This is a genomic window from Streptomyces sp. NPDC034099, from assembly GCF_055575415.1.
The window spans coordinates 102,638-119,684 of sequence record NZ_JBVISR010000015.1; the positions used below are offsets into that span (position 1 = coordinate 102,638).

A 17,047-nucleotide genomic window follows, 5' to 3' on the forward strand; every position below is an offset into this window, starting at 1 on the left:
ACCGTGAACCGAAGCCCGTCGCCTCGGCCGGTTCGATGCGTCAATGAGACCAGAGCTCGTGAATCGAGTCAACACGGTTCACGAAGGTGGGGTAGTACACGATGTGAACCGGAGTTCGGCGGTGTTCGCCGGTAGGATCGGCGTCACACACCAGGACGAGGGGGCCCGAGCGTGCAGGACAACGGGACAGAGGTGACCGCCGCCGGGATCGCCCGGCTCGCCGGCGTCGGCCGCGCCGCCGTCAGCAACTGGCGGCGCCGCCATGCGGACTTCCCCCAACCCGTCGGCGGCACCGAGACCAGCCCGTCCTTCGCCCTCGCCGACGTCGAGGCGTGGCTGCGCGCCCAGGGCAAACTCGCCGAGGTCCCCCCACGCGAACGCGTCTGGCAGCAACTCCTCGGCCACCCCGAGGGACCGGCCGCCGCCCTGGTGCACGCCGGCTGCGCCCTCCTGCTCGTCCACGACCGCCCGACCCTCTGGCTGGAGGCGAGCGCCGGCTCCGACGAACGCCTCGCCGCCGCGCTGCCCGCCGCCCTCGACCAGGTGCTCGACGCCCGCTTCGGCCCCGGCCCCGAGCGTGCCGTCACCACCCCGGCCGGCCCCCGGCTGCTCCCCTCCGCTCCCCTCCTGCGCGGCGCCGCCGAACTCGCCGCCGGACCCGGCGCCCGCAAGGCGTACGAGTTCCTGCTCGGCCGGCACCTCGACGCCAACCCGCGGCAGTACACGCTCACCCCGGACCCCCTCGCCGAGCTGATGGCGGAACTCGCCGGCCCCGCCCGCACCGTCCTCGACCCCGCCTGCGGCACCGGGTCCCTGCTCCGCGCCGCCACCACCACCGCCCGGCCCGGACAGGAGCTGTACGGCCAGGACAGCGACCCCGCACTGGCCGCCCTCACCGCGCTGCGCCTCGCCCTGAGCACGGACGCCGCCGTGCGGATCGCCGCCGGAGACAGTCTGCGCGCGGACGCCCGCACCGGACTGCGCGCCGACACCGCGCTGTGCCACCCGCCGTTCAACGAGCGCAACTGGGGCCACGACGAACTCGCCTACGACCCCCGCTGGGAGTACGGCTTCCCGGCCCGCACCGAGTCCGAACTGGCCTGGGTGCAGCACGCCCTGGCCCGGGTCAGGGACGGCGGCACCGCCGTCGTCCTCATGCCGCCCGCCGCCGCATCCCGCCGCTCCGGCCGCCGGATCCGCGCCGACCTGCTGCGCCGGGGCGCCCTGCGCGCCGTGATCGCCCTGCCGGCCGGCGCGGCACCCCCGTACAACATCCCCCTGCACCTGTGGGTGCTGCGCCGCCCCGAGCGGGCGCCCGCGCAGCCCGGGCTGCTCCTCGCCGACGCGGGGCAGTTCGCCGGGGAGGGGCGCGGCGGACCGGACTGGCGGTCCGTGCGGGAGGCCGTGCTCGACGCCTGGACCGACTTCGACCGCACCGGACGGCTCGACGACCGGCCCGGCCTGGCCCGCTGCGTGCCCGTCATCGAACTCCTCGACGACGACGTCGACCTGGCCCCCGCCCGCCACCTGCCGCCCCCCGACGCCACCGGCGGCACCGGGCGGCTCGCGGACGTGCGCGAGCGCCTGGACGAGACCCTGCGGCTGACCGCGGAACTCACCCCCGAGGCCCCCGGCACCTCACGTCCCGCTCCCCACCGGCCGCTCACCACCGTCGGAGAACTCGCCCGCGGCGGCGCCCTCACCCTGCACACCGGGACGAACGCCGGCCACGCGCGCGTACCCCTGCTCACCGACCACGACGTCCTCACCGGCACCGGCCCCTCGGGCACCCTCCCGGAGGGCGACGAGGAACCCGTGCTGACCGAACCCGGCGACGTCGTCGTGCCCGTGCTCGGCGGCGGCTCCGTCGCGCGCGTGATCGACGACGCCACGGCCGGCGCCGCCCTCGGGCGCAACCTCGTGCTGCTGCGCCCCGACCCCGCCGCCCTCGACCCCTGGTTCCTCGCCGGGTTCCTGCGCGGCACCGCCAACCACCGGCAGGCCAGCAGCTACGCCTCCACCGCCACCCGCCTCGACGTACGGCGCCTCCAACTGCCCCGGCTGCCCCTCGACGCCCAGCACGGCTACGGGAACCGCTTCCGCGCCCTCGACGCGTTCGAGCGCGCGCTGCGGCGCGCGGGCCACCTCGGGGAGCAGCTGGTGCGAGGCATGTACGACGGGCTCACGGACGGCACCGTCGCCCCCGACTGAACGGCCCCGCGCGGGCCGGGTGACCAGGACGACAACGGTTCGGTACAACCCTGACCCGTTGTCCGTCCGGGCCTATACGCTTCGACTCCCACTCCGAACGGCTCGGTCCGTTCGCCACGTCGGCATCACCGGTCCAGGAGCAGTCATGTACGGCAACAGCGCCGGGCCGCCGCCCACCCGCGGCGCGGCCACTGTCATCACCCTGCGTGTGCTGTACGCCGCCGCCGGTTTCCTGACGTGCGGTCTGCTCGCCTGCGTACCCCTGTTCCGGGTCGCCGTCCTGCGCGGCCGCTGGTACGACTGGACGGCCGCCTGGGTGAGCATGCCCCTGTCCATCGCCTGCCTCGCCGTGGTCGGTTCGCTGCCCGAGACGGACCACCGGACGGACGCCGCGATGGCCGGGCTCCTGCTCATAGGGGCGGCGGCCACCGCCCACTTCCTGGTGATCGACATACGCCTGCACGCCGCCCCGCGCCCCTTCGCCGGCCATCAGCCGCCCCACGCCCCCGTCGTCGCCCCGCACCCCGGTCCGGTGTACCCCGCGGGACCGTATGCGCCGCCACCGGCCGCCCAGCACCCCGTCGCCCCGCCGCCGCACCACCCCGCCCCCGCCCGCATCGACCAGGTCCGCGCCGAACTCGACGAGCTCAGCGACTACCTGCGCCATCACGACGGCCGCGACGGCCACCACCAGGGCGGAAGGTGACCGTGGCGACGGGACGCGTCGTCGCCGGCCGGTACGAGCTGTCCACGCTCATCGGCCAGGGCGGCATGGGACAGGTCTGGACGGCCTACGACCGGCGCCTCGACCGGCGCGTGGCCGTGAAGCTGCTGCGCCCCGACAAGGTGGCCGGCCAGGAGGCCGACGAACTGCGCCGCCGGTTCGTGCGCGAGTGCCGGATCACCGCACAGGTCGACCACCCCGGCCTGGTCACCGTGCACGACGCGGGCAGCGAGGGCGAGGAGCTGTTCCTCGTCATGCAGTACGTCGACGGCGCCGACCTCTCCGACCACCTCGCCGAGCACGAGCCCTACCCGTGGCAGTGGGCCGTCGCGGTCGCCGCCCAGCTGTGCGCCGTACTGAGCGCCGTGCACGCCGTGCCGATCGTCCACCGCGACCTCAAGCCGCGCAACGTCATGGTCAAGCAGGACGGCACCGTCACCGTCCTCGACCTCGGCGTCGCCTCCGTCATGGACGCCGACACCACCCGCCTCACCCACACCGGCACCCCCATCGGCTCGCCCGCCTACATGGCGCCCGAGCAGGCCATGGGCGGCGCCGTCGGCCCGTACACCGACCTGTACGCACTCGGCGTACTGCTCCACGAACTGCTCAGCGGCGACGTCCCGTTCGCGGGCTCGACGGCCCTCGGCGTCCTCCACCGGCATCTGTACGAACCACCGCTGCCGGTGCGCCGCGTCCGCCCCGAGGTCCCCGAAGCCCTCGAAGCACTCGTCCTGCGCCTGCTCGCCAAGGACCCGCAGCACCGCCCCGACTCCGCCCAGGAGGTCTACGAGCATCTCGCGCTGCTGCTGCCCGCGCGCGGCATGCCCACCGGCGGCCCCCTCGACCCCACCCGCCCCTTCGTACGCCCGCACGCCCCCTGGCCCGACCGCGCCCGCACCCCCGCGCCGCAGCCCGCGCCCGTACCGGCCGCCGCCGACGCCGGGAAGCCGGACGTCGCCCGCGCCGTCGACGACGTCAAGCGCCTCCTCGGCGAGGGCCGCATCACCCAGGCCGTCGACATCCTCGGCGCGATCCTGCCCGCCGCCGCCGAACAGCACGGCGAACGCTCCCCGGTCGTGCGCACCCTGCGAAGGCAGTACGCGGCGACCCTCCTGGACGACGGCCAGTACCGGCGCGCCCTGCCCGAACTGCGCCGCCTCGCCGACGAACGCGCCGCCGAGGCCGGCCAGGCCGACCCGCAGTCCCTGCGCCACCGCTACGACGCCGCCCAGTGCCTGGAACAGCTCGGCGAACCCGCCGCCGCCCTCGCCGAGTACCGGGCCCTGCTGCCGTACTACGAGAACCAGTACGTCGCCGGAGACCCCGACCTCGCCCACGACGTCCGCCGCCGCATCGGCCACCTCCTGCTCGCCCTCGGCGACCGGGCCGCCGCCCACGACACGCTGGCCCGGCTGCTGCACGACGTGGAGCGCGTCCACGGCCCCGGCCACCCGCTCGCGGGCGACATCCGGCGCACCCTCCAGTGGCTCGGCCGGATGCGCGGCTGACACTGCCGGTGCGCGCGGGGGCGAGGCGGTGCCCGAAGTCCTGATGAATCGTTGGTCCAATGGGTTGGCCAGAGCCGGGCCACTGCCTAACATCGATCACCGCAAGACTTTGTGCACCGTCGCACAATCTCCAAACGGGAGGTTCCCTTGCACCGCCGCCGCCGTCGCCCCGCGCTTCTCCTCACCGCCGCGATCGCCGCAGCGGCACCCCTGCTCACCGCCTGCGGCAACGACGCGCATCCGGGCGCGGCGGCCGTCGTCGGCGACCAGCGGATCACCGTCGCCCAGCTGGAGACCCGCGTCGACGAGGTGCGCGAGGCACAGCGCGCCGCCGTCCCCGACGACACCCAGTACCAGCAGGTCGTCGCCCGGACCGGCACCCTCACCCGCGACACCCTGCACGGCATGGTCCTCGACCGGGTCCTGCACCGCGCCGCCCAGGACGCCGGAGTGACCGTCAGCCGCAAGGAAGTGCAGGGCATGCGCGGCGAGCTGGAGAAGCAGGCCGGCGGCCCCGAGCAGCTGGAGACGGCCTGGCTCCAGCAGTACGGCGTCGCCCCCGACCGCCTCGACGACAACCTCCTCGTCCAGATCGAGGCCCAGAAGCTCGCCCAGAGCCTCGGCACCGACACCAGCCGGCCCGAGTTCTGGCAGGCCCTGTCCGAGGCCTCCAAGAAGCTCGACGTCGACCTCAACCCGCGCTACGGCGCCTGGGACGTCCAGAAGAGCAGCCGCGTCGACACCCGGACGCCGTGGGTGCGGGAGATCACGGCGGCGGGGTCCCAGCAGCCGGCGTAGCCGCGCTGACCTGCGGCGATACGCCCCCCTGTGGACAACTCGGGGGGTGGTCGGCGGCGTGCGTTAGGTTCGGAGAGTGAACGCAACCACCGCCGGCGCGACCGCCCCCGACCAGGGCCGCATCGTCCTGCTCACCACCAGCCACCGCGTCGCCCCCGGCCTGCTGTCCTGGCCCGCCTGGCAGGCCCTGCGCACCGCCGACCGCGTCCTGTGCGCCGACGGAGCCCACCCGCAGCTGCCGTACCTGCGCGAGGCGGGCATCCGGGTCGACGAGGCGGCCCCGACCGCCGAGGAGCTGGTGGACGCCTGCGCCGGCGGCCGCACCGCGGTGGTCGTCGCGAGCGGCGAGGGCGACCCCGCGCTCACCGACGGCCTGGCCCGCCTCGCCGGCTCCGGCCGCGTCCCGATGCCCGACCTCGAACTGCTCCCCGCCTCCTACGACCTCCCGGGCGCCCGCCTCCTCGACCTCGTCCAGGTCATGGACCGCATCCGCCTCGAATGCCCCTGGTCCTCCCGCCGCACCCACGAGGGCCTGGCCAAGTACGCCATCGAGGAGGCGTACGAACTCGTCGAGGCCATCGAGGACGGCGACCGCGACGAGCTGCGGGAGGAGCTGGGCGACGTACTGCTCCAGGTCGTCTTCCACGCCCGTATCGCCGAGGAGGACCCCGACGCCCCGTTCTCCGTCGACGACGTGGCCGGCACCATCGTCGACAAGCTCATCCACCGCCACCCGCACGTCTTCGGCGACGAGACGGCCGACACCCCCGAGGAGGTCCGGGAGCACTGGCTGCGCACCAAGGCCGCCGAGAAGCAGCGCACCTCGGTCACCGAGGGCGTCCCCCTCGGCCAGCCCGGCCTCGCCCTCGCCGCCAAGCTCGTCTCCCGCGTCCGCACCGCGGGCCTCGACGTCCCGCTGCCCTCCGGCGACGGCATCGGCTACGAACTGCTCGCCCTCGCCGCCCGCGCCGAGTCCGAGGGCACCGACCCCGAGGCGGCCCTGAGAGCGGCGGCCCGCACGTACCGGGACGCGATCCGGGCGGTCGAGGGATGACCGGCCGCCCGCCCGTCCCCGGCCCTGCCTCCGGCCCCGCTCCCGAGCTGTTCACCTGGGAGTTCGCCAGCGACCCCTACCCGGCGTACGCCTGGCTGCGGGAACACGCCCCCGTGCACCGCACCCGGCTGCCCAGCGGGGTGGAGGCCTGGCTGGTCACCCGGTACGCCGACGCCAAGCAGGCCCTCGCCGACCCGCGGCTGTCCAAGAACCCGGCGCACCACGCCGAGCCCGCGCACGCCAAGGGCAAGACCGGCATTCCGGGGGAGCGGAAGGCCGAGCTGATGACCCATCTGCTGAACATCGACCCGCCCGACCACACCCGGCTGCGCCGACTGGTCAGCAAGGCGTTCACACCCCGCCGGGTGGCGGAGTTCGCGCCCCGGGTGCAGGAGCTGGCCGACGGCCTCATCGACCGGTTCGCCGCCACCGGCTCCGCCGACCTGATCCACGAGTTCGCCTTCCCCCTGCCCATCTACGCCATCTGCGACCTGCTCGGCGTCCCCCGCGAGGACCAGGACGACTTCCGGGACTGGGCGGGCATGATGATCCGTCACGGAGGCGGTCCGCGGGGCGGCGTCGCCCGGTCGGTGAAGAAGATGCGGGGCTATCTCGCCGACCTCATCCACCGCAAGCGCGCCGCGCTGCCGCCCGAGCCGGCCCCCGGCGAGGACCTCATCTCCGGCCTGATCCGCGCCTCCGACCACGGCGAGCACCTCACCGAGAACGAGGCCGCGGCCATGGCCTTCATCCTGCTCTTCGCAGGTTTCGAGACCACGGTCAACCTTGTGGGCAACGGCACGTACGCCCTGCTCACCCACCCCGAGCAGCGGGAGCGGCTGCAGACCTCCCTGGCCGCCGGGGAGCGTGGCCTGCTGGAGACCGGCGTCGAGGAACTCCTGCGGTATGACGGCCCGGTGGAGCTGGCCACCTGGCGCTTCGCCACCCGGCCGCTGACCATCGGCGGCGAGGACGTCGCGGCCGGCGACCCCGTCCTCGTCGTCCTCGCCGCCGCCGACCGGGACCCGGAGCGGTTCACCGACCCCGACACCCTCGACCTCGCCCGCCGCGACAGCCAGCACCTCGGGTACGGCCACGGCATCCACTACTGCCTCGGCGCCCCGCTCGCCCGGCTGGAGGGGCAGACCGCGCTGGCCACGCTCCTCACCCGGCTGCCGGACCTCCGCCTCGCCGCGGACCCGGCCGAACTCCGCTGGCGCGGCGGCCTCATCATGCGAGGTCTGCGCACCTTGCCGGTGGCGTTCACGCCGTTCGCGTCATCGGCCGGCAACGGTCCGTCGACGACGCAAAAGTGACACGCGCTCAACTCTGTGATCTTCACGTGATCTGCGCGGCATGAACTTGTGACAAGCGATGATCTCCCTATACGTTCACGGATCAACGTGGTGTCGAGCGTCATCCGCCACGTGGTCCCCGTCGTCTTGTGAAAGGTCGTCGCATGCTCTCCGGGAACGGTCGTCACCGCCGCCCCCGCCAGGCACCCGCTCTGGTCGTCGCCGCCGGAGTGACCGGCTCCGCCATCGCGATCCCGCTGCTCGGCGCCACCGGCGCCCACGCGGCCGACTCGGCGTCCTGGGACCAGGTGGCCGAGTGCGAGACCGGCGGCGCCTGGAGCCAGAACAGCGGCAACGGCTACTACGGCGGCCTGCAGCTGTCCCAGGATGCCTGGGAGCAGTACGGCGGCCTGGACTACGCCCCCAGTGCCGACCGGGCCAGTCGCTCCCAGCAGATAAGAATCGCCGAGAAGATACACGCGGACCAGGGCATCGCCGCCTGGCCGACCTGCGGTCTCCTCGCCGGACTGGGCAACGGCTCCGGGGTCACGGGCGGCGGCTCGGACACGGCCGGTGACGGGGCGTCGGAGGGTACGGGCACTTCGGAGGGGACGGATACCACCAAGTCGTCCGAATCGCCCACGGCAACCGAAACGCCCGAGTCGTCCGGGTCATCCGGCTCGACCGACTCGTCCGGATCGGCCGGGGTGGCGGAGTCGCCTTCCGAAGCGTCCTCTTCGTCCCCTTCGCCCTCTTCTTCGGAGTCGTCTGACGCCTCGTCCGACGGTTCGGGCGGTACTTCGGGCGACTCGTCCGGCGACGCCGGCCAATCCGCCAAGTCGGACACTTCGCCCGATTCTGACCGTTCCGCCAGCGCCGAACCACGGGAAACCGAGGGCTCGTCCGGCGCCGGCCGGCACCGCGGCGACAGTGCGGAGGAGGGTGCCGCGAAGGAGAGCCTCACGGACACGGCGACGGGGCGGCACGCCTCGCGCGACGGTGGCACGCGGGACGCCGGTGGCGGCCGTTACGTCGTGCGCACCGGCGACAGTCTGTGGGCCATCGCCGACTCCCTTGAGGTCGACGGCGGGTGGCATGCGCTCTACGCCGACAACGAGGCGGTCGTCGGTACCGACCCCGACCACATCCTGCCCGGTCAGACGCTCACGGTCACGGGCGAATCGGGCGAAAAGTAGGGGGAGTTCACGTCACGGTTAGAGATCTTATGTCCCTTTTGGATATCGTGAGAGATAGGTCTCAGAAGCCGTGATCGTCTTTGAAAATCCGCGGAGCGCGTGTCTACGGTCATGACCGCTCGCCACCGCGGGCCCCGACAGCCGCAACGCCGAATCCTGCCAGCGGCCGTACGGGAACAGTCGTCGCGTCAAGCGCCGAAGGCAGGAGCGGGGGACCCAAGGTAAGCGCCGCACCGGGCAGTTGAGCCGGAGTGGCTAGGGGTGAAGCCGAGTTCCGCGAGGAACCCGGCCGGGCAACTCAACCGGCCCGAACCCGACAGCTCACCTCGCAGGCGTCGGTGAGGGGATCAACCATGCTGTTTTCCGGCAAGGGCAAGCACCGTCGTCCGTCCAAGGCCACCCGTGTCATCGCCGTCGCCGGTGTCACCGGTGCCGCCGTCGCCGCCCCGCTGATGGCGGCCGGCAACGCCTCCGCCGCCACCGCGTCCGAGTGGGACGCCGTCGCCCAGTGCGAGTCCGGCGGCAACTGGTCCATCAACACCGGCAACGGTTACTACGGCGGTCTGCAGTTCTCCGCCTCCACCTGGGCCGCCTACGGCGGTACGCAGTACGCCTCCACCGCCGACCAGGCGAGCAAGTCCCAGCAGATCCAGATCGCCGAGAAGGTGCTCGCGGGCCAGGGCAAGGGTGCCTGGCCGGTCTGCGGCACCGGCCTGTCGGGCGCCGCGTACACCGGTGGCGGCTCGCAGGACAGCGGTTCCGGCAGCTCCGAGAGCTCGCAGAGCCAGAGCAGCGGTTCCACCGCCGAGCGCTCCACCGAGCAGAAGGCCTCCCGGTCCTCCGAGCGTCCGGCCGCGGAGCCGAAGGCCGAGAAGCCCGAGAAGACCGAGAAGAAGACCGTCACCACCCCGACCGGCAAGAAGGTCGAGAAGGGCGACGGCGAGTACAAGGTCGTCAAGGGCGACACCCTCAGCTCGATCGCCCAGGAGCACGAGGTCAAGGGCGGCTGGGCGAAGCTGTTCAAGCTGAACGACGACATCGTCGACGACGCCGACCTGATCTACCCGGGCCAGCAGCTGCACCTCAAGTAAGCGGCGGCGGCTCCCGCGACTCCCGCCCCGGTGCGTGTTCCCCCGTACGCACCGGGGCGGGATTTTTCACGTCCCGCGTCCGCCGGGGCCCGCCCACGGTTCCGTCCCGGTTTCCGGAAACGTCTTTGTTCCGTTCGGAAACAATTTACTCTCGGTTCTGTCCAGCGGGTGGGCGATCGGCTGGCCGATCGCCCGGAGCCGGTTAGGCTCGGTCCCGCAGAGCCGCCGCGGTCCTGCGGGACCCGCGCGTCACACCGAAGCGTCACATTGAAGAAGGAGATGCTCGTGCCGTCCATCGACGTCGTCGTAGCCCGGGAAATCCTGGACTCCCGAGGCAACCCCACGGTCGAGGTCGAGGTCGGCCTCGACGACGGCAGCACGGGTCGTGCCGCCGTTCCGTCCGGCGCCTCCACTGGTGCCTTCGAGGCCATCGAACTCCGTGACGGCGACCAGAGCCGTTACCTCGGCAAGGGCGTCGAGAAGGCCGTGCTGGCCGTCATCGAGCAGATCGGCCCGGAGCTGGTCGGCTACGACGCCACCGAGCAGCGCCTGATCGACCAGGCCATGTTCGACCTGGACGCCACCGACAACAAGGGCTCGCTCGGCGCCAACGCCATCCTGGGCGTCTCCCTCGCCGTCGCCCACGCCGCCTCCGAGGCCAGCGACCTGCCGCTCTTCCGCTACCTGGGCGGTCCGAACGCGCACCTGCTGCCGGTGCCGATGATGAACATCCTGAACGGCGGCTCGCACGCCGACTCCAACGTGGACATCCAGGAGTTCATGATCGCTCCGATCGGCGCGGAGTCCTTCTCCGAGGCGCTGCGCTGGGGCGCCGAGGTCTACCACACGCTCAAGAAGGTCCTGAAGAACAAGGGCCTGGCCACCGGCCTGGGCGACGAGGGCGGCTTCGCCCCGAACCTCGGCTCCAACCGCGAGGCCCTCGACCTCATCCTCGAGGCGATCAAGGAGGCCGGCTACACCCCCGGCGAGCAGATCGCCCTCGCGCTCGACGTCGCCGCGTCCGAGTTCTACAAGGACGGCTCCTACTCCTTCGAGGGCAAGGAGCGCTCCGCCGCCGAGATGACCGAGTACTACGCCGAGCTGGTCGACGCGTACCCGCTGGTCTCCATCGAGGACCCGCTGTTCGAGGACGACTGGGACGGCTGGAAGACCATCACCGCCAAGCTCGGCGACAAGGTCCAGCTGGTCGGCGACGACCTGTTCGTCACCAACCCGGAGCGCCTGGCCCGCGGCATCGAGGAGAACTCGGCCAACGCCCTGCTGGTCAAGGTCAACCAGATCGGTTCGCTGACCGAGACCCTGGACGCCGTCGAGCTGGCCCAGCGCAACGGCTTCAAGTGCATGATGTCCCACCGCTCCGGCGAGACCGAGGACGTCACCATCGCCGACCTGGCCGTCGCCACCAACTGCGGCCAGATCAAGACCGGCGCCCCGGCCCGCTCCGAGCGCGTGGCCAAGTACAACCAGCTGCTGCGCATCGAGGAGATCCTCGACGACGCCGCGGTGTACGCCGGCCGCAGCGCCTTCCCCCGCTTCAAGGGCTGACCCCGCCCGCGAGAGGCAGCGTCGTACGTACGTCCCCGTACTCGGTCCCGTACCGTGTGCGGGGACGTACGCACGTATGACGGACGACGCACGAAGGCTGAGGCGGGGCGACATGGCGGTGAAGGACCGGGACCGTTTCTCCACCGCGACCAGGATCCGGATCATCGGGGAGCAGACCGCGGCCCGGGTCTACCGCTCGCAGACCAGGCGCCAGGCCCGGCGCTCCCGGCTGACCGGCCGGGCCGCGCTGCTCGCGATGGTGCTCTGCTCGCTCGTCGTGGCGCTCGCCTACCCGATCCGGCAGTACGTCGCCCAGCGCGCCGAGATCGCCGATCTCCAGCGGGAGCAGCGGGAGACCCGGCAGCGGGTCGAGGACCTGCGCGACCTCAAGGCACGCTGGCAGGACGACGCCTACGCCGAGCAGCAGGTCCGGCTGCGGCTGCACTATGTGATGCCGGGGGAGACGGGGTTCGTCGTCGTCGATCCGAAGGCGGCCGAGCAGACCCGCGCCGAGGCCGGCGCCGCCGACCGCCCCTGGTACCGGAACGTGTGGGACGGGGTCGACAAGGCCGACGCCGCCGCCCGCCGGCAGTGAACCGACCGCGCCGACCGCACTGACCGCGCCGGCCGCTCCGGCAGTGACTCAACAGGAAGACCAGCAGAAGACAGCCATGCAGACTCCCCCGCCGACCACCCCGCGCACCGAGCCGACCGACGCGGACGTGGCGGCCTTCAAGCAGCAGCTCGGACGCCCCCCGCGCGGCCTGCGCGCCATCGCGCACCGCTGCCCGTGCGGTCAGCCGGACGTCGTGGAGACGGCGCCGCGGCTGCCCGACGGCACGCCCTTCCCCACGCTGTACTACCTGACGTGCCCGAAGGCGGCCTCCGCCATCGGCACGCTGGAGGCGAACGGCGTGATGAAGGAGATGACCGAGCGCCTGGGCACCGACCCGGAGCTGGCCGCCGCCTACTGCGCCGCGCACGAGGACTACGTCCGGCGCCGCGACGAGATCGAGGAGCTGACCGGCTTCCCGAGCGCGGGCGGCATGCCGGACCGGGTGAAGTGCCTGCACGTGCTGGTCGCCCACTCGCTGGCCGCCGGTCCCGGCGTCAATCCGCTGGGCGACGAGGCGATCGCGATGCTGCCCGAGTGGTGGCGCAAGGGTCCCTGCGTGACGCCCACCGACGGGACCGGCCAGGAGGACACCCAGTGACCCGGGTCGCCGCCGTCGACTGCGGTACGAACTCCATCCGGCTCCTGGTGGCCGACGCGGACCCCGAGACGGGCGAGCTGACGGACCTGGACCGCCGTATGACCATCGTGCGGCTCGGCCAGGACGTCGACCGCACCGGGCGGCTGGCGCCCGAGGCCCTGGAGCGGACCTTCGCCGCCTGCCGGGAGTACGCCGAGGTCGTCAAGGCGCACAGGGCCGAGCGGCTGCGCTTCGTCGCGACCTCCGCCTCCCGTGACGCGGAGAACCGGGACGACTTCGTGCGCGGGGTGCTGGACATCCTGGGCGTGGAGCCCGAGGTGATCTCGGGCGACCAGGAGGCCGAGTTCTCCTTCACCGGGGCGACGAAAGAGCTGACCGGCCGCGCCGACCTCGACAGGCCCTACCTGGTCGTCGACATCGGCGGCGGCTCCACCGAGTTCGTCGTCGGCGACGACCACGTGCGCGCCGCCCGCTCCGTGGACGTGGGCTGCGTCCGGATGACCGAGCGGCACCTGGTGCGCGACGGCGCGGTGACCGACCCGCCGTCCGAGGATCAGATCGCGGCCATACGGGCCGACGTGGAGGCGGCCCTGGACCTCGCCGAGCGGTCCGTTCCGCTGCGCGAGGCTCGCACGCTGGTGGGTCTGGCGGGCTCCGTGACGACGGTGTCCGCGATCGCGCAGGAGCTGCCGGAGTACGACTCGGCCGCCATCCACCACTCCCGTGTCTCCCGCGACCGGGTCCGGGAGATCACCGGCTGGCTGCTGCGCTCCACCCACGCCGAGCGCGCGGCGGTCCCCTCCCTGCACCCGGGCCGGGTCGACGTGATCGCGGCCGGGGCCCTGGTGCTGCTGGCGATCATGGAGCGGACGGGTGCGGAGGAGGTCGTCGTGAGCGAGCACGACATCCTCGACGGCATCGCGTGGTCGATCGCGTAGGGCGTTCGCGCGGGTCGGCGCGGTAGCGGTCTGAGCAGCACGGACAACGATTGAGCGGGTCCCGGGGGCCTCCCGGGGCCCCTCCGTGACGTGCCGTCGGGAAAGTTCGTGAAGTTCTTCACAAGGAATTGGCCCCCGTCGGACGACGAAAGCGCGCGCGCTGACCCTTTTGGGGCGTCAACTGCCCTTTGAACGTGTTCAGGACGGTGTCGCGAAGGGGGCTCGCGGAGTCCTCACGGAAGGGTGGTCCACCGTCCCGGCGGCGCGGAGGCGCAGCTCACGCGGCATTGACAACGGGGTGCACTACACGCTGGTTCCTTCATCCGCCATGATCTCCGTCACGTGAGCGGCGGATGGTAGCACAGCCTCCACCGAACCTTGTGAAGGGGCGCACGATCCACCCCCCTCAGTCGGGTGGATACTCGATGGCATGAGCACCACGGAGCGTCCCAGGATCCTCGTAGTAGGCGGTGGGTACGTAGGCCTGTACGCAGCTCGACGCATCCAGAAGAAGATGCGTTACGGCGAGGCGACCGTCACCGTCGTCGACCCGCGGTCGTACATGACCTACCAGCCCTTCCTCCCCGAAGCCGCCGCCGGCAGCATCTCCCCGCGGCACGTCGTCGTCCCCCTGCGGCGCGTGCTTCCGAAGGCGGAGGTCCTCACCGGCCGGGTCACCACCATCGACCAGGACCGCAAGGTCGCCACGATCGCCCCCCTGGTGGGCGAGGCGTACGAGCTGCCGTTCGACTACCTGGTCATCGCCATGGGCGCGGTCTCCCGCACCTTCCCGATCCCCGGCCTCGCCGAGCAGGGCATCGGCATGAAGGGCATCGAGGAGTCCATCGGCCTGCGCAACCACGTCCTGGAGCAGCTCGACAAGGCCGACTCCACCACCGACGAGGAGATCCGCCGCAAGGCGCTCACCTTCGTCTTCGTCGGCGGCGGCTTCGCCGGCGCGGAGACCATCGGTGAGGTCGAGGACATGGCCCGCGACGCGGCCAAGTACTACAACAACGTCTCCCGCGAGGACATGCGCTTCATCCTCGTGGACGCCGCCGACAAGATCCTCCCCGAGGTCGGTCCCAAGCTCGGCCAGTACGGCAAGGAGCACCTCGAGGGCCGCGGCGTCGAGGTCTACCTGTCCACCTCCATGGACTCCTGCGTCGACGGCCACGTGGTGCTCAAGAACGGGCTGGAGGTCGACTCCAACACCATCGTGTGGACGGCCGGAGTCAAGCCCAACCCGGCGCTGGCCCGCTTCGGCCTGCCGCTCGGCCCCCGCGGCCACGTCGACACCCAGGCGACCCTCCAGGTCCAGGGCACCGACTACATCTGGGCCGCGGGCGACAACGCCCAGGTGCCGGACCTCGTCGGCCGCAAGGCGGGCAACGAGAACGCCTGGTGCCCGCCGAACGCCCAGCACGCGCTGCGCCAGGCCAAGGTCCTCGGCGACAACGTGATCTCCGGTATGCGGGGCTTCCCGCAGAAGGAGTACAGCCACGCCAACAAGGGCGCGGTGGCGGGCCTCGGCCTGCACAAGGGCGTCGCGATGATCGTCATGGGCAAGATGAAGATCAAGCTCAAGGGCCGTCTCGCCTGGTACATGCACCGCGGCTACCACGGCATGGCGATGCCGACCTTCAACCGCAAGATCCGCGTCTTCGCGGACTGGACGCTCGGCATGTTCCTCAAGCGCGAGGTCGTCTCCCTCGGCGCGATGGAGACCCCGCGCGAGGAGTTCTACGAGGCCGCCAAGCCGGCCCCGAAGCCCGTCGCGCCGAAGGCCGCCGACCAGGGCGAGAAGGCCGCGAAGCAGGAGAAGACCGAGGCCAAGGCCTCCTGACCCCCCGGTCGCTCCCAGCCGTAGCCGTCCTCAGCAGTACCCCTCGAAGGGGCCGTCCGCCATCCGTGGTGCGGGCGGCCCCTTCGTGCTGTGCGCGAACTGCGCCGACCGGGCGACGAAGCCGTTGGTGTGTACAGCTATTTTGCCGAGTCGTAACGCGCGCCGGGGACTGTACGGCGGCCTCCCAGGTGTTTACGTGGTGTTGGACATTCCGGGATCGCTCGTCACGGAGGACGCCATGGCTGACGCCGCGCTGCGGCTGCAGAACCTCTTCGAACAGTTGCTGGGAGCACCTCTTCCGGTGCGCATCCGCGCTTGGGACGGTTCGCAGGCGGGTCCGCCGGGCGCGCCGACGCTCGTCGTCCGCAATCGCAGGGCCCTGCGCCGCCTGCTGTTCAAACCCGGTGAACTGGGCCTGGCCCGCGCCTGGGTGGCCGGCGACATCGACATCGACGGTGACCTCTACACCGCCCTCGGCCTGATGTCCGGCCTCATCTGGGAGCGGGGCGACGACGCCCGCGGTCTGGTCGAGGCGCTGCGCGACCCCGAGGTCCGGGCCGCCGTACGCGGCCTGGTGAGGCTGGCCGGCCCGCCGCTGCCGCCCGCCCCGCCGCCGGAGGAGGTCCGCCGGGCCCGCGGCCACCTGCACACCAAGCGCAGCGACAAGCGGGCCATCAGCCACCACTACGACGTCGGCAACGACTTCTACGAACTCGTCCTCGGCCCCTCCATGGTGTACTCCTGCGCCTACTGGCCCGCCCCGCCCGACGAGGGCGGCACCCTGGAGGACGCCCAGCGCGACAAGCTCGAACTGGTCAGCCGCAAGCTGGACCTGAGACCCGGTCAGCGGCTCCTCGACGTCGGCTGCGGCTGGGGCTCCATGGCGATCCACGCGGCCCGCGAGCACGGTGTGAGCGTCGTCGGCGTGACCCTGTCCCAGGAGCAGGCCGCCTACGCCCGCAAGCGCGTCGCCGACGAGGGGCTCACCGACCGGGTGGAGATCCGCGTTCAGGACTACCGGGACGTCGCGGACGGGCCGTACGACGCGATCTCCTCCATCGGCATGGCCGAGCACGTCGGCGCCGAGCGCTACCTGGAGTACGCCACCGACCTGCACAAGCTCCTCAAGCCCGGCGGCCGGCTGCTGAACCACCAGATCGCCCGCCGCCCCCAGCGGGACGAGTCCGCCTACAGCGTCGACGAGTTCATCGACGCCTACGTCTTCCCCGACGGCGAACTGGCCCCCGTCGGCACCACCGTCACCCAGCTGGAGCGTGCCGGGTTCGAGGTCCGCGACGTGGAGTCGATCCGCGAGCACTACGCGCTCACGCTGCGCCGGTGGGTCGCCAACCTGGAGTCCGACTGGGCGACGGCCACCCGGCTCGTCAGTCCGGGCCGGGCCCGGGTCTGGCAGCTGTACATGGCCGCCTCCGCCCTCGCCTTCGAGCGCAACCGCATCGGCGTCAACCAGGTCCTCGCCGTGAAGACGCCCGACTCGGGCGCCTCGGGGATGCCGCTGCGGGCCCGCGTGTGGGGCGCGCCCGGCCGGGCCTGATCCGCACACGACCCGAAGGGCCGGGCCCCCCGCGCGCGGGGGGCCCGG

At 72.4% G+C, this 17,047-nt stretch carries 14 protein-coding genes and 1 riboswitch; all 14 genes read left to right on the forward strand.

Annotated elements, in window-relative coordinates:
• The first annotated feature begins 171 nt into the window (after window positions 1-171).
• The 14 genes from ACZ56V_RS33045 (at window position 172) to ACZ56V_RS33110 (ending at window position 16,999) form a co-directional block, all read left to right on the forward strand.
• Complete coding sequence (locus ACZ56V_RS33045) at window positions 172-2,211, forward strand: N-6 DNA methylase (protein ID WP_467379755.1); 2,040 nt, start codon at window positions 172-174, stop codon at window positions 2,209-2,211.
• A gap of 145 nt (window positions 2,212-2,356) precedes the next feature.
• Window positions 2,357-2,917, forward strand: coding sequence for a hypothetical protein (locus ACZ56V_RS33050; protein WP_468947330.1), 561 nt, complete (start codon window positions 2,357-2,359; stop codon window positions 2,915-2,917).
• Between the two features lie 38 nt (window positions 2,918-2,955).
• Window positions 2,956-4,446: a serine/threonine protein kinase PkaE gene (gene pkaE, locus ACZ56V_RS33055; RefSeq protein ID WP_467379850.1), complete on the forward strand. Its 1,491-nt coding sequence runs from the start codon at window positions 2,956-2,958 to the stop codon at window positions 4,444-4,446.
• Window positions 4,447-4,593: 147 nt separating this feature from the next.
• The gene (locus ACZ56V_RS33060; protein ID WP_468947332.1) at window positions 4,594-5,244 is read left to right on the forward strand and encodes a SurA N-terminal domain-containing protein; all 651 of its coding nucleotides are present in this window, start codon (window positions 4,594-4,596) and stop codon (window positions 5,242-5,244) included.
• Window positions 5,245-5,320: 76 nt separating this feature from the next.
• A complete protein-coding gene (locus ACZ56V_RS33065) occupies window positions 5,321-6,298 on the forward strand; it encodes a nucleoside triphosphate pyrophosphohydrolase (protein ID WP_467379760.1) in 978 nt (325 codons plus the stop codon).
• Entirely contained in the window at window positions 6,295-7,614 is a 1,320-nt protein-coding gene (locus ACZ56V_RS33070) for a cytochrome P450 family protein (protein ID WP_467379762.1), read from the forward strand. Before ACZ56V_RS33065 ends, ACZ56V_RS33070 begins: the two co-directional genes overlap by 4 nt.
• Before the next feature lie 143 nt (window positions 7,615-7,757).
• Window positions 7,758-8,789 carry a transglycosylase family protein gene (locus tag ACZ56V_RS33075; RefSeq protein WP_468947335.1) on the forward strand — a complete coding sequence of 344 codons (1,032 nt, stop codon included), beginning with the start codon at window positions 7,758-7,760 and terminating at the stop codon, window positions 8,787-8,789.
• A 183-nt stretch (window positions 8,790-8,972) separates the two neighbouring features.
• A riboswitch (cyclic di-AMP (ydaO/yuaA leader) is annotated at window positions 8,973-9,139 on the forward strand.
• A gap of 3 nt (window positions 9,140-9,142) precedes the next feature.
• Window positions 9,143-9,880, forward strand: a complete 738-nt coding sequence (rpfA, locus tag ACZ56V_RS33080) for a resuscitation-promoting factor protein RpfA (RefSeq protein WP_398915666.1) — start codon at window positions 9,143-9,145, stop codon at window positions 9,878-9,880.
• A gap of 285 nt (window positions 9,881-10,165) precedes the next feature.
• Window positions 10,166-11,446, forward strand: a complete 1,281-nt coding sequence (gene eno / locus ACZ56V_RS33085; protein WP_398915668.1) for a phosphopyruvate hydratase — start codon at window positions 10,166-10,168, stop codon at window positions 11,444-11,446.
• Between the two features lie 112 nt (window positions 11,447-11,558).
• A complete protein-coding gene (divIC, locus tag ACZ56V_RS33090; protein WP_467379852.1) occupies window positions 11,559-12,041 on the forward strand; it encodes a cell division protein DivIC in 483 nt (160 codons plus the stop codon).
• Window positions 12,042-12,117: 76 nt separating this feature from the next.
• On the forward strand, window positions 12,118-12,660 hold the full coding sequence (locus ACZ56V_RS33095; protein ID WP_468947337.1) for a DUF501 domain-containing protein: 543 nt from the start codon (window positions 12,118-12,120) through the stop codon (window positions 12,658-12,660).
• Complete coding sequence (locus tag ACZ56V_RS33100) at window positions 12,657-13,598, forward strand: Ppx/GppA phosphatase family protein (RefSeq protein WP_398915673.1); 942 nt, start codon at window positions 12,657-12,659, stop codon at window positions 13,596-13,598. Before ACZ56V_RS33095 ends, ACZ56V_RS33100 begins: the two co-directional genes overlap by 4 nt.
• 430 nt (window positions 13,599-14,028) lie before the next feature.
• A complete protein-coding gene (locus ACZ56V_RS33105) occupies window positions 14,029-15,444 on the forward strand; it encodes an NAD(P)/FAD-dependent oxidoreductase (RefSeq protein WP_356359153.1) in 1,416 nt (471 codons plus the stop codon).
• 238 nt (window positions 15,445-15,682) lie between these two features.
• Entirely contained in the window at window positions 15,683-16,999 is a 1,317-nt protein-coding gene (locus tag ACZ56V_RS33110; protein ID WP_467379769.1) for a class I SAM-dependent methyltransferase, read from the forward strand.
• The last annotated feature ends 48 nt before the right edge of the window (window positions 17,000-17,047 follow it).